Here is a 12,987-nt window from a genome sequence, read left to right as displayed (position 1 = left end):
GGCGCAAGGATGCAATTACGCCAGCGGTGAGTTGCAACGGCAATGCCCTGAAAATCAATTCAGGGCATTGTTGCATCTGGTTGGCGATGTCCATCCTTCCTTACCGTCCCAGCAACCTCCCGCCGTCGACATACAAGACACTGCCGGTAGCGAATGTCAGCAAGGATGCCGCCGCCAGCACGGTATCGGCAACCTCCTCCGGTTGTGCCAGCCGGCCCAGCGGCGTATTGCTGCTTTGCCGGTCGCGCCATGCCGGGTCCATCGATTTGACAAAATCGGTATCGACCAGCCCGGGTGACACGGACAGCACCCGGATGTGGGGTGCCAAGGCCCGGCCCAACGATCTGGTCATGTTGTCGAGGGCCGCTTTGGAGGCGCAATACACGACATTGCTGCCGATGGCGGATGCGGCGGCGGTAGAAGAAATGTTGACGACCAAGCCGTCGCCATCTGCACACAGCAACGAGCGAAAGGCACGTACTGCGGCGAACGGACCGCGCACGTTGGTCGCCAGGATTTCATCAATCAGCGCATCGTCCAGGCTATCCAGATCGCTGTGTTCAACGAACCGTGTGGTGCCGGCGCAGTTGACCAGAATGTCGGTACGGCCGTAACGCTCCGCCACGCTGGCGGCGGCCGCTGCGAGTGCCGCCGAATCCGAAACCGGCAATGCCAATGCGCAATGACCGCTGTCCGGCAGCTGCGCGATCAACGTGTGTGCCGCCGCTGCGGACCGGTTGAAGCCGGCCACCACCGCACATCCGGCAGCTGCCAGGGTGTGGCAGATGGCACCGCCAATGCTGCCGGTGGCACCGGTGACGACGGCAACCTTGCCGTTAAGGCTCTTCATTTGGCGTAACGCCGCACACGAATGTCGGCCTGCTCCTGATGGCCGGCAAAGCCTTCCAATGCACAGAGCCGTGAACAATACTCGCCGATCATCAGTGACGCCTCATCGGTAAGGATGCGCTGGTAAGTGCAGGTCTTGATGAATTTTCCGACCCACAGTCCGCCGGTAAATCGCGCCGATTTTTTGGTCGGCAAAGTGTGGTTGGTGCCGATCACTTTATCGCCATAAGAAACATTGGTGCGCTGGCCGAGGAACAGGCCGCCATAGTTGCGCATGTTCTTGAGGAAATAATCCGGATCGCGCGTCATGACTTGCACGTGCTCCGAAGCAATGCGGTCGCCCTCGCTGACCAGCTCTTCATAGGTGTCGCACAAGATGATTTCGCCATAGTCGCGCCAGGCCGCACCGGCAATGGCGGCGGTCGGCAATTTTGCTAACTGACGTTCGATTTCTGCCGGTGTGTCGCGTGCCAGTTGTTCACAATTGGTCAGCAGAATGGCCGGTGAGTTGACGCCATGTTCCGCCTGACCGAGCAAGTCGGCCACCGCGAGTTCAACGTCGCAGGTGTCATCGGCAATGATCAGCGTTTCCGTCGGCCCGGCCAGTAAATCGATACCGACGCGTCCGAACAATTGGCGTTTTGCCTCGGCGACATACGCATTGCCCGGACCGACGATCATGTCGACGCCAGCGATTTGCTCCGTGCCGATTGCCATCGCGGCAATCGCCTGTACGCCGCCGACGCAATAGATTTCATCGGCGCCCGCCATGTGCATGGCGGCGACGATGGCCGGCGAGGGTTTGCCGCCAAACGGTGGGGCGGCGGCGATCACGCGTCTGACACCTGCTACTTTGGCAGTCAACACGCTCATGTGGGCCGATGCCACCAATGGATATTTACCGCCCGGAATATAGCAACCGACGCTGTCGACCGGGATATTCTTGTGACCGAGAATCACGCCCGGCAAGGTTTCCACTTCAACGTCGCGCAATGCGTCTTTTTGAATCTGCGCAAAGTGGCGGATTTGTTCTTGCGCGAATTCGATATCGCGGATGACTTGTGGCGACAATGTGGCGATACAAGCGTCGATATCCGCCTGGCTGAGACGGAAGCTGGCCGGATTCCAGTCATCGAAGCGTTGCGAAAATTCACGCACTGCCTGGTCGCCGCGTTCGGCGATGGCGGCAATGATGCCCTCCACTGTCTGGCGTACCTGCGCATCGATTTCGGCTTTGACTTCGACCGTCTTGCCGCTCTTCAGATTCCGAATCATGTTTTCTCCAGGTTGGGCCGGAACCGATTGCGCAGTACCGGCGTTGATTGCATCAAGGGTGAGTGAAAAATCAGGCAGTACCGCGCGTGATCAGCTGGCCGCCGACTTCATGCAGTGCCTTGCCCGCTTGGTCCGGCGGCGCGCCCTCTGCCAGCAGGCGCATGGTGACGTCGATCATTTCCTGGGTCGGCTGGCGCACGGTGGTCAGGTTGTAGGCCGGAAACGCCGCCGCCCTGATGTCGTCGAAACCGACCACGGCGACATCGTGCGGCACCGCCAGTTTGGCGACGTGCTTCAGATAATCGAGCGCACCGAGCGCCATGATGTCGTTGGCGCAGAACAGTGCATCGACATCGTTTTTTTGGTTACGGAACAAGGCGTGCGCGGCGGCATAGCCGCCTTCGTAGGTATAGTGGCCATCCAGACTGGCGGCCAGCGTCAGGCCGTGGCGGCCAAGTGCCTTGACGAATCCCCGGCGGCGGTCACTGCTGGTGGAGGTATTTGCAGCGCCGGCAATGAAGGCGCACCGGCGATAACCGCGCTCCACCAGATAGTCAGCTACGCTTTCACCCATGCGGGCGTTGTTGCAGCACACCGACCAGACCGAATTGTTTTTTACGCGCCGGTTCAGAAAGATGACCGGGATGCCGCGCCGGCAACACATGTCTGCGGTGCGGGAAGACATGTGGGCCGAGGTGACTATCACGGCGTCGATCTGATACTGCAACACTTGCGGCATCACGTCATCAGCCTGTCGGCCCGGCGGCACGACAAACAGCAGCAATTGCTTGCCCTCTTTTTGCAGCCGGTAGGAAAACGCTTCCAGAACTTCGGGATAGAACGGATTGGTAATGTCGCCCATGACCAGCGCCACGATGCCGGACGATTTGGTATTGAGCGAACGGGCAATCGCGTTTGGCCGGTAGCCGACCTCATCGGCCAGCGCAATGATGCGCTGACGCAATTCATCGGAGATGCGCGAATCCGGCGTGAATGCCCGCGATACCGACGATTGCGCGATGCCGAGCATATTGCTCAGGTCTTTCGCGGTGACGTTTCCCGGTGCGATGCTGTCTGCCAGTCCGGTATCAGATTTCTTTTTCGATGTCGCCATGAAGTTTTTTCAGAAGCATTGCGCCATGCGGCGGGGGATTTCAACAACTGTGCATACGTATGCACAGCCGGATAGTAATACCGCTTTGAAATTAAAAAAAGAGAATTTTTGCATTTTTATTTTGTCGCGCTGCGGCAAGAATTCTGTTTGCGTCGGGCTATTTCACGGCGCGTCCGGGCGCAGTCATTTTGGTGCAGTGCACTGATTTCACGCAAATCTCGCACCGTCAAAAAGCATCCTGAAAATATCTGTGAATACGTATTCAAAATAAATTGCGTAAACATTTTTATGAAGTTATATTTTGTCCGTCTTACGATATTTCCCCATTAATATCAATCAACTATCTGTGTAAATAATATAAATTCCACAACAGATATTGAATTGAATACGTATGCAAGGTGAAGCCATGTCAGCACTCTTGAAACAACCACTTTCCGCCATTGTTCCGCAGGTAGACCGGGCACAGGGCGTCTTCATTTACGATGCACAAGGGCGCGATTATCTGGATGGCTCCGGTGGCGCCATGACGGTATCCATCGGCCACGGCGTACCCGAAGTACTGGCAGCCATGCAAGAACAGGCCGCCAAAGTCTGTTTTACCTATCGCACCCATTTCACCAGCACTGCCGCCGAAGAACTTGCCGACCTGTTGGCCTCGGTAGCGCCCGGTGACATCGATCACGTCTTCTTCGTCAACAGCGGCTCGGAAGCAACCGAACTGGCGATGCGGGTCGCGATTCAATACTGGCGCGAGAAGGGGCAGCCCGGAAAAACCCATGTACTGGGACGTCAGATCAGTTATCACGGCATGACCATGGGCTCGCTCTCGATGTCGGGTCATGCCGCCCGGCGCGCCGACTATGGTGATTTGCTGCACACCTTTGCAGTGGCGCCACCGCCCTACCCGTATCGCTTTCCAGTGGCTGACTGGGCGTTGCCGACGCATGGCGCGGCGGCCTGGGAAAAAGCCATCGAGGAACATGGCGCCGACAAAATCGCCGCCATCATCGTCGAGCCGATTGTCGGTGCTGCCGGTGGTGCATTGACACCGCCGATCGGCTACCTCAAGGCCTTGCGCGAGATTTGCGACCGGCATGACATCTTGCTGATCTCGGATGAAGTGATTACCGGTGTCGGCCGCACCGGCAGCTGGTTCGCCTGTGATCAGGATGACATCGTGCCGGACATGATCGCCACCGGCAAAGGCATGACGTCCGGCTACACGCCGATGGGCGCGGTGCTGTTTCGTGACAAGCTGATTGCGGCATTACGGGAAAACGGCACTACTGCACCATTCGGCCATACTTTCAGCGCCAACCCGCTGAGCGCGGCGACTTGTCTGGCGGTGCTCAAGTACATGCAGAAAAATGCCGTGCTGGATAACGTCGCGCCGCGCGGTGCGCAACTGGAAGCCGGCTTGCGCCGTCTGTCGGCCAGATATCCGTGGATGGTGGATGTGCGCGGACGCGGATTGTTGTGGGGGTTTGAATTTGTCAGTGACGTCGAGAGCCGCAAACCGATTGATCCGGCACTCAACGCCAACAGCCGGTTCGTCGCGCACTGCTTTGCGGCCCGGCTGATCGTCTACAGCGCCGGTATTGCGCCCTACAACAATGCAGCACTGCTGGCGCCGCCGCTGGTTATTACCGAAGACGAAATGAACTTGTTGCTGCATCGTCTGGAACAGGCCCTGAAAACATTCGGGCGGGAATTGGGTTTGCCGGTATGGGATGAAAATATTGCCGCATAGCGGCCGGCGAACAAGATGGCAGCGATCAATTTTCAGAATCAGAAAAATTAACAAAATACCGCATCATTTCTCGACTCTCCACCGACCAAGGAAGCCATATGAAAAAGTTACCAGACATGAATCGCCGTCTCATCCTCAAAGCCGGCGCAGCGGCCGCAGCGAGTACTTCGCTGGGCGGCGTAGCGTGGGCGCAAGGCGCAGCCGGCACCCTGACCATGGGTGTCATCTCGCAACAGACCGGTACCTTCGCCTATGCCGGCGAACTGGTGGAACGCGGTGCCAGACTGGCGCTGGAAGAAGTCGGTTCGACCGTGCTCGGGCGCAAGATCAATCTGATCATCCGCGACGATGAAGGCAAGCCGGCCTCCGGCGTGCGCAAGCTGACCGAGGCGGTCGCCTCGGACAAACTGAAATACTTCGGCGGCAATTTTTCCAGTGCGGTCGGCCTGGCGGAACTGGAAGTGGCGCAGCAGGAAAAAGTATTGCAATATGCGGCCGGCGGTTCTGAAGATTTCACCGGCGCCCGTTGCAGTCCTTATACATTCCAATGGTCGGCGCATCCCTATACGGCATTGCGTACCACGCTGGAATACGTGCGCAAGACCATGCCGGACAAGAAGAAAATCTACACACTGACGGCGGACTACGCCTTCGGCCAGTCATTGCTGCATTACGCCAAGGTAGCGGCGCAGGAATTGGGTTTCGAACTGGTCGGCAATGCCAATCATCCGTCCGGCGAACGGCAATACACGCAATACTTCACCAAGGCGCTGTCGACCCGGCCGGACATCATCTGTCTGCTGACGGCAGGTGCCGATGCGGTATCGGCGGTGCGTCAGTTCAACAGTTTCGGCGCCAAGAATATCCAGGTAGTCGGACCATGGACGCTGGAAGTCGAACAGTTGCGCGAGCTGACGCCGCAAATGCGCTCAGGCATGATTCTCGGCCTGAACTACTATCAGGACATCGATACCCCGGCCAACAAAAAATTCGTTGAACGTTACATCGCGGCGCACAAGTCGGTGCCGTCCTATGCCGCTGCTTATGGCTACGACTCGTTCCGCACCATACTGATGGCGATGAACAAGGCCAAGAGCGTGGAAGTCGACGCGGTCATCAAGACGCTGGAAGGAATGAAATTCGACAGTATCTTCGGCCCCACTTCGATTGATCCGCGCACCCATCAGACCGTACGTCCTTACTACGTGGTGGAATGCAAGACACCGGATGCGGTCAAGAGCGAATTCGATCTCGCCAGGATCGTGGCCCAGGGCGACAAGCCGCAGCCAGCGGAATACAGCGAATGCAAACGTAAAGTCTGATGTTGAATCGGTGGCGGCAGCGCCGCGCCAGTCGTTGCGCCATAGCGATATGGCAAACGACGCGCGGCGTCTGTTCCGGCGTGATCTATTCTGAGGTGTGATTATGATTTCATTACTGGGCGCGCAATTGCTGAACGGCCTTGCGACCGGGATGCTGTATGCGTTGATGGCGTTCGGACTGTCCATCATCAAGGGCTTGCTGAACGTCCCCAATTTCGCACATGGCGCGTTCTACGCCGCCGGTGCTTATGTTTGCTACGGCGCGCTGGCCGCCGGCCTGCCGTTTCCGGTGGCATTGCTGCTGTCGTTTCTGGTACCGGCATTGCTGGGGATCGTCGTTGAAAAATTCGGCGTGGCCTATCTGATGAAAGAGGCTTATCTCTATCAGTTGCTGTTCCTGTTCGGCGCCGCCCTGATCATCGAACAACTGCTGATTATCGGCTGGGGCAACATGGGATTGAGCGTCAGCCCGCCGGAAATGCTGCAAGGCGCATTCGATCTCGGCTTTACTTATGTGCCGCGCTATCTGGTATTCAACAGCGCCATGGCAGCGCTGACAATCGTCGCCGTCTGGTTGCTGATCGAACGTACCCGCATCGGTTCGCAAATCCGTGCCGGGATTGATAAACGCGAGATGGCGCAGTGCCTGGGCATCAATGTCGGCCGTCTGGTCACTGCCGGTTTTGCATTGGGTGCAGGACTGGCCGGATTTTCAGGCGGACTGGTGTTGCCGTTGCTGGGCGCGAATTCGACCATGGGCAGTGAAATGATGTCGATTGCTTTTGTGGTGCTGGTGATCGGCGGTCTCGGGTCAATTTATGGTGCGGTTGCCGCCGGCTTGCTGGTGGGCGTGATTCAAAGCGTTTCCTCGATTTTTGTCCCGGCCGCCAGTACGGTGCTGATTTATGTAGCGATGGTGCTGACCATCATGATTCGCCCTCAAGGGCTGTTTGGAGAGCGCTGATGAGCTTGACCTCCTGCTATTCCACTTACGCCACCAGCGGCAATAAACTGGCGGTGGCACTGTTGATCGCGATCCTGGCGCCATTGCTGTTGCCGATCAATATTGCGACGGAAATCCTGATTTTCGGCATGTTCGCGATGGCGGCCAATTTGCTGATCGGCACCGCCGGCTTGTATTCATTCGGACAGGCCGCGTTCTTCGGCGTCGGCGGTTATGCCGCCGGTTATTGTTTCGCCCATACCGCCATGCCGTTGTGGGGCGGGCTGGCGCTGGCTACCGCAGCAGCGGCCGGTGTCGCAGCGGTGATCGGCGCCATCAGCATCCGGCGTATCGGCATCTATTTCATGATGGTGACCTTTGCGTTCAACCAGATGATTTACTACATCGCCTATTCATGGAGCAGCGTCACCGGCGGCGAGGATGGGCTGGGCGGCATTCGCCGGCCATTGCTGGGCTTGCCGTTCGGCGACGGCATCAGTCTCAACGACACCACCAATTTCTATCTGCTGACGGCAGTACTGTTCCTCGGGGTATTCGTGGTCTTGCTGCAACTGACCAGCAGTCCGCTGGGACTGGTGCTGGATGCCTCGAAACAAAATGCCCGGCGTACCGCTTCGCTCGGTTACTCGGTATATCGGGCACAACTGACGGCGTTTATCGTTGCCGGCGCCCTGTCCGGTCTGGCCGGTGCCTTGTACGCACTGCTGTATCGCATCATGCCGCTCGATGCGATTTCCTGGGCCAGCTCGGGAACGGTGGTGTTCATGGTGGTGATCGGTGGCATGTCGACGCTGATCGGGCCGGTCTTCGGCGCTGCCATTTTTATCTGGCTGCAAGGATTTTTCAGCCTGATCTGGGCCAGGTGGCCGTTGCTGTTCGGGGTGTTCATCATTGTCGTGGTCTTGTTCCTGCGCGGCGGCGTCATGGAGTTATTCGCCAGGATCAAGGCGCTGGCCAACAAGCGTAACGGCGGAGAAAAATCATGAGCGCGACTCCTTTTGTACTGGCAGCGGAAAACCTGACCAAGAAATTCAACGCCAATACGGTGATTGAAAATCTGTCGATCGGATTTGAAAGCGGCATGTTGCATAGCATTCTGGGGCCGAACGGTGCCGGCAAGACGACGCTGTTCAATCTGCTGACACGCGATTTGCCGGTGTCGGGTGGCGAGATCTTGCTGCGCGGCGAAAAGATCACCGGCCTCAAGCCGCATCAGATTGCACGGCGCGGCGTCGGCCGCTCGTATCAGATATCGAGCGTCTATCTGGATCTCAGCTTCCACCAGAATGTCTGGCTGGCGGCCTATCGCAAGGAAAAGAACGGCGGCACCGGTTTCTGGCGCTCGGTCGGAGCGTACAAGAAAATCGGCGAGACTGCGGCGCGCTTGCTCGATACGCTGGGACTGGCCGAGTTCAGCGACGTGCCGGCCAAGGCAACCTCGTATGGCGATCAACGTCTGCTGGAAATTGCCGTGACGCTGGCGACCGATCCCGAGATTTTGTTGCTGGACGAGCCAACTGCCGGCTTGTCGCAAAAGGAAACCGAACGGATCAAAAATTTCATCCAGAGCATCAAGTCGAAATACACCATCATCATGATCGAACACAAGATGAACGTGGTCATGGAAATTTCCGACCGGATTCACGTGATGAATCGCGGTGCCCTGATTGCCAGCGGCACCGCAGCAGAAATCGCCCGCAATGAAGCGGTCCACAGTGCCTATTTCGGATTGTAATCATGCTGCTCACAGTTGACTCCATCAATACCTTCTACGGCCCGAGCCAGGCCTTGCACGGGGTTTCATTCGATATTGCGGAACGCGAAGTGGTGGCGCTGCTTGGCCGCAACGGCGCCGGCAAGAGTACGACCCTGCGTTCGATCATGGGATTGAATCCGGTAGCTGCCGGTGCGATTCATTTTGATGGCCGCGACATTTCCAAAACCGCGCCGCACGATATCGCCCGGCTGCACCTGACACTGGTGCCGGAAACCCGTGATCCTTTCGTCCTGTTGACGGTGCGCGAAAACATCATGCTCGGCTACCGGCCGGGCTCGCCCTATACGCTGGAACGTCTGATGCATCTGTTTCCGTTGCTGGAAGAATTGCTGAAGAAAAAAGGCGGCGAGTTATCGGGTGGTCAGCAGCAGATGATGGTGATCGCACGCGGCCTGGCTACCGGTCCCAAGCTGTTGTTGCTGGATGAGCCATCGCAAGGGCTGGCGCCGATCATGGTCAAGGCTGTCAGCCGCGTATTGAATGAATTGAAGCAAGAAGAACTGTCGATTCTGCTGGTTGAACAAAACTTGCAGATGGCGCTGGAAATCGCCGACCGGGTGGTAATGGTAGAAAACGGCATGGTAGTCGATACCTTCACCGCCGCAGAAGGTGTGGCGCAACCGGCGCGACTGGAAAAATATCTGGCGGTGCACTAGCGCGTCGTCGCCCCTCTTTTCATATGCAGAACATGCTTGAGATCAAGACAAGGAGTTGTTATGTCAGTCAGTGCCACCGCCGTACTTCCCATCATTGGTTACGTGACGCCGCTCAGCGCCAGTGCCGGCCAGGTGTTGTCGTTCAAGATCAGTTCCCGCGATGATCGTGATTTCACTGCGGAAGTAGTGCGGATCGATTGCGCCGATCCGAATCCGGACGGGCCCGGCATGAAACTGGTGCCGGTCGCGTTTCCGCTCGCGGAACGTTATACCGGAAAACAGCAGGACACCCGCGCCGGTTCTTATGCTGCGGCCGCCATCAAACTGGGAATCGCAACCGGCAGAATGCGTTGCGAACTGGTGGTCAAGCCGACACTGCAGAAACATGCGTTGCAGGTGTTGTGGGCGCTGCAATCGGAATCGGGACAAGACGGCGTTGCGCTGGCGCTGTGCGACGGCACGCTGGTGGTGATCTCGGCCCGCAGCGGCTATCCGGATCAGGTGATCGACACCGGCCTGGTGCTGCCCTTGCATCAATGGCGACGCATCAACGCCCGCTTCGATATCGAACAGGGAACGGTTGCCATCGACGTTCGTCATCCTGAGAGTGATGAATCCATCGGCACCGTTGTCGCCTGCCATAGTCGCGCCGATGTCATCTCCGGTTTTTGTCTCGGCGCATGGCGGCGCGATGGCCAGCAATACTGCTATAACGGATTGATCGAAGCGCCGGCGATTCGTGCCGGTGAAGCCGGCATTCCGTGGGAGACGCTGCCGTTGCGCTATCGCTGGGATTTGTCGCGGGACATGGCAGCGCAAGAAATACCGGCGACCGGCGCGGTAGCGGCACCGCTGGTGTTGTTCAATTTACCGACCCGGGCGGTGCGGTCTTCGGGCTGGAATGGCGACTATATGGACTGGAGTGTGGCCCCGGATCAGTACGCGGCAATTTTCTTCCATGAAGATGATTTACTCGACTGCAACTGGGAGACCAGTGTGACGTTGACGATTCCGGAACATATCCCGTCGGCCGTATATGGGCTGGTGGTACGCAACAGCGCCGGCAGCGACACCATTCCGTTCTACGTGACACCGGTCAAGGGAAAACCGCGTGCGCGCATTCTTTACCTGGCCTCGACGCTGACGTATCAGGCCTACGCCAATCATGCCCGCAGCAATTATGCCGGCGATCTGGCCGAGCGCATTCGCAACTGGGGCGCGTATCCGCATAACCCGGACGTCGTCACTGAATTTGGGGCATCCACGTATAACCGCCATGTCGATGGCGCCGGTATTCATCTGTCGTCGCGTCTGCGGCCAATGTTGACCATGCGGCCCGGCTACCTGACGTTCTTCGATCCGCGCGGCTCCGGCTTGCGCCATTTTGTCGCTGATTCGCATCTCACCGACTGGCTGCGGGAAAAGAATCTGCCGTTCGATGTGATCACCGATGAGGAACTCGATGATCAGGGCATTGAGGCATTGCGCGGCTACGACGTTGTCATCACCGGTTCACACCCCGAATATCACACGCGTCGCATGCTCGATGCGATTCTGGCTTACCGCGCCGCAGGCGGCAGTTTCATGTATATGGGCGGCAACGGCTTTTACTGGAAAATTGCGCGCCCGGCGGCGTTGCCGCATGTGCTGGAAATTCGCCGTGCCGAAGGCGGCATCCGCGCCTGGGCCAGCGAACCGGGTGAGTATTATCACCAGCTTGACGGTCGCTATGGCGGCATGTGGCGACGTAACGGCTTGCCGCCGCAGGCAGTCGGTGGCGTCGGTTTCGTGGTGCAGGGTATTTTTGAAGGCAGTTATTACCAGCGCACGCCGGAATCGCTGGCGCCGGATATTGCCTGGCTGTTCGACGGCGTTGATGAAGAAAAGATCGGTGATTACGGCTTGTCCGGTGGTGGTGCGGCCGGTTTTGAACTGGACCAGACCTCGCCTGAACTTGGCACGCCGCCCTATGTGAAGATCGTTGCGGTCTCGCGCGATCACGGCCCGACCTTCAAGAAATCGCCCGAAGAAATTCTGACCTGGACGCTGGCGGCCGGCACACCGCGTCCCTATGACGGCGTCTGTGCCCACATGATCTGCGGCGAAGCCCCTCACGGCGGTGGCCTGTTTGCCAGCGGTTCCATCACGTTCCTTGGCAGTCTGTCGCATAACGGCTACCAAAACGGGGTGTCCCGCATCGTTGAAAATTTCTTGCGGAGGTACGTCGACACCAATCAGTGAGATCATACGGTCACACTTGATTTGGTATGATCCGTTCATGAAAAAAGCCTTCACTCAAAAAGATGTCGCCAAGTTTGCCGGTGTTTCCCAGGCTGCGGTATCGCGCTTTGTATCTGGCAAAGGCAGTCTGTCGGAGGAAGTCCGCAACCGGATCCTGACGGCAATCAATCTGGTCGATTACAAACCGGATCCGATTGCCCGCAATTTAAGCAACCGGCAGTCGGACATCGTCGCCATCGTGATGGCCAACATTACCAACCCCTGGTATCCGGTGGTGCTTGAACTGATCACGCGCAGGTTGCAGACATTGGGTTTGCAGGTATTGCTGTTCAACGCCACGCCACCGCAAACGGTGGATGATCTGATGCCGCTGGTATTGCGCTACCGGGTGCGCGGCGTCATCATCACCACCGCTTCACTGAGCAGCAAGAGCGCCGAATTGTGTGTGCATTGGGGCGTGCCGGTGGTGATGTTCAACCGCTATGCCACCCTCGGCGCAGGTTACTCGGTCTCTTGCGACAATATCGCCGCCGGCCGCAAAGTGGCAGATGAGTTTCATCGTATCGGTGCGCAGGAAATGGCGTACATCGGCGGCATTCCGGAAGTCTCGAATAACCGCGACCGCAAACGCGGCTTTACCGAGCGCATTGCCGAGCTGCGCATTCGGCCGCCGATGATCAGCGAAAAGGAATACACCTACGATTGGGGCTACGCCGCAACGCTGGCGCTGTTCAAGAAAAATCCGGCGATCACCGCCGTGTTTTGTGCGGATGATGAAATCGCCACCGGGGCCATTGACGCCTTGCGTTTTGCATTGAAGAAAAAGGTACCGGAAGACGTCGTGCTGATCGGCTTCGATGATCACCCCATCGCCTCGCGCGCGGCGTATCAGCTCACCACGGTGCGGCAACCGGTTGAGGAAATGATCGAGCAGGCGCTCGACATGCTGCTCAACGGCAATGGCGAACCCGAGTTGCGATTGCTGGAAGGCGAATTCATTTATCGCAGTTCGATGCCCGCTCCCGCCGCGTGACCGACG

The 12,987-nt window shown here is 57.9% G+C and carries 11 protein-coding genes; 8 read left to right on the top strand and 3 right to left on the bottom strand.

Going from position 1 to position 12,987, the window contains the following annotated elements:
- Positions 1-100: 100 nt before the first annotated feature.
- The 3 genes from AKL27_RS14055 to AKL27_RS14045 form a co-directional block, all read right to left on the bottom strand.
- A complete protein-coding gene (locus tag AKL27_RS14055; protein WP_050463461.1) occupies positions 101-850 on the bottom strand; it encodes an SDR family NAD(P)-dependent oxidoreductase in 750 nt (249 codons plus the stop codon).
- A complete protein-coding gene (gene hisD / locus AKL27_RS14050) occupies positions 847-2,124 on the bottom strand; it encodes a histidinol dehydrogenase (protein WP_050463460.1) in 1,278 nt (425 codons plus the stop codon). Before hisD ends, AKL27_RS14055 begins: the two co-directional genes overlap by 4 nt.
- A gap of 70 nt (positions 2,125-2,194) precedes the next feature.
- A complete protein-coding gene (locus AKL27_RS14045; RefSeq protein WP_050463459.1) occupies positions 2,195-3,238 on the bottom strand; it encodes a LacI family DNA-binding transcriptional regulator in 1,044 nt (347 codons plus the stop codon).
- A 406-nt stretch (positions 3,239-3,644) separates the two neighbouring features.
- Here AKL27_RS14045 and AKL27_RS14040 point away from each other — a divergent pair, with 406 nt between their 5' ends.
- The 8 genes from AKL27_RS14040 (at position 3,645) to AKL27_RS14005 (ending at position 12,981) form a co-directional block, all read left to right on the top strand.
- A complete protein-coding gene (locus tag AKL27_RS14040; protein ID WP_050463502.1) occupies positions 3,645-4,988 on the top strand; it encodes an aminotransferase family protein in 1,344 nt (447 codons plus the stop codon).
- A gap of 98 nt (positions 4,989-5,086) precedes the next feature.
- On the top strand, positions 5,087-6,310 hold the full coding sequence (locus AKL27_RS14035; RefSeq protein WP_083439044.1) for an ABC transporter substrate-binding protein: 1,224 nt from the start codon (positions 5,087-5,089) through the stop codon (positions 6,308-6,310).
- A 103-nt stretch (positions 6,311-6,413) separates the two neighbouring features.
- Positions 6,414-7,274: a branched-chain amino acid ABC transporter permease gene (locus tag AKL27_RS14030; protein WP_050463457.1), complete on the top strand. Its 861-nt coding sequence runs from the start codon at positions 6,414-6,416 to the stop codon at positions 7,272-7,274.
- Entirely contained in the window at positions 7,274-8,260 is a 987-nt protein-coding gene (locus tag AKL27_RS14025) for a branched-chain amino acid ABC transporter permease (protein WP_050463456.1), read from the top strand. The genes AKL27_RS14030 and AKL27_RS14025 overlap by 1 nt, the downstream gene beginning before the upstream one ends.
- Positions 8,257-9,009, top strand: a complete 753-nt coding sequence (locus AKL27_RS14020) for an ABC transporter ATP-binding protein (RefSeq protein ID WP_050463455.1) — start codon at positions 8,257-8,259, stop codon at positions 9,007-9,009. Before AKL27_RS14025 ends, AKL27_RS14020 begins: the two co-directional genes overlap by 4 nt.
- Before the next feature lie 2 nt (positions 9,010-9,011).
- Positions 9,012-9,707, top strand: a complete 696-nt coding sequence (locus AKL27_RS14015) for an ABC transporter ATP-binding protein (RefSeq protein ID WP_050463454.1) — start codon at positions 9,012-9,014, stop codon at positions 9,705-9,707.
- 60 nt (positions 9,708-9,767) lie between these two features.
- The gene (locus tag AKL27_RS14010) at positions 9,768-11,948 is read left to right on the top strand and encodes a N,N-dimethylformamidase beta subunit family domain-containing protein (RefSeq protein WP_050463453.1); all 2,181 of its coding nucleotides are present in this window, start codon (positions 9,768-9,770) and stop codon (positions 11,946-11,948) included.
- Between the two features lie 37 nt (positions 11,949-11,985).
- A complete protein-coding gene (locus AKL27_RS14005) occupies positions 11,986-12,981 on the top strand; it encodes a LacI family DNA-binding transcriptional regulator (RefSeq protein WP_083439050.1) in 996 nt (331 codons plus the stop codon).
- The last annotated feature ends 6 nt before the right edge of the window (positions 12,982-12,987 follow it).

Source organism: Herbaspirillum autotrophicum (assembly GCF_001189915.1).
Classification (GTDB): Bacteria; Pseudomonadota; Gammaproteobacteria; order Burkholderiales; family Burkholderiaceae_D; genus Herbaspirillum; species Herbaspirillum autotrophicum.
This window is presented reverse-complemented; position numbering and strand designations above follow the sequence as displayed.

Excerpts from the sequence above, each read along its gene's own strand:
- AKL27_RS14010 (WP_050463453.1), top strand. The coding sequence starts at position 9,768 with ATGTCAGTCAGTGCCACCGCCGTACTTCCCATCATTGGTTACGTGACG.
- AKL27_RS14020 (WP_050463455.1), top strand. The coding sequence starts at position 8,257 with ATGAGCGCGACTCCTTTTGTACTGGCAGCGGAAAACCTGACCAAGAAA.
- AKL27_RS14035 (WP_083439044.1), top strand. The coding sequence starts at position 5,087 with ATGAAAAAGTTACCAGACATGAATCGCCGTCTCATCCTCAAAGCCGGC.
- AKL27_RS14040 (WP_050463502.1), top strand. The coding sequence starts at position 3,645 with ATGTCAGCACTCTTGAAACAACCACTTTCCGCCATTGTTCCGCAGGTA.
- AKL27_RS14005 (WP_083439050.1), top strand. The coding sequence starts at position 11,986 with ATGAAAAAAGCCTTCACTCAAAAAGATGTCGCCAAGTTTGCCGGTGTT.
- AKL27_RS14045 (WP_050463459.1), bottom strand. The coding sequence starts at position 3,238 with ATGGCGACATCGAAAAAGAAATCTGATACCGGACTGGCAGACAGCATC.
- hisD (WP_050463460.1), bottom strand. The coding sequence starts at position 2,124 with ATGATTCGGAATCTGAAGAGCGGCAAGACGGTCGAAGTCAAAGCCGAA.
- AKL27_RS14025 (WP_050463456.1), top strand. The coding sequence starts at position 7,274 with ATGAGCTTGACCTCCTGCTATTCCACTTACGCCACCAGCGGCAATAAA.
- AKL27_RS14015 (WP_050463454.1), top strand. The coding sequence starts at position 9,012 with ATGCTGCTCACAGTTGACTCCATCAATACCTTCTACGGCCCGAGCCAG.
- AKL27_RS14055 (WP_050463461.1), bottom strand. The coding sequence starts at position 850 with ATGAAGAGCCTTAACGGCAAGGTTGCCGTCGTCACCGGTGCCACCGGC.
- AKL27_RS14030 (WP_050463457.1), top strand. The coding sequence starts at position 6,414 with ATGATTTCATTACTGGGCGCGCAATTGCTGAACGGCCTTGCGACCGGG.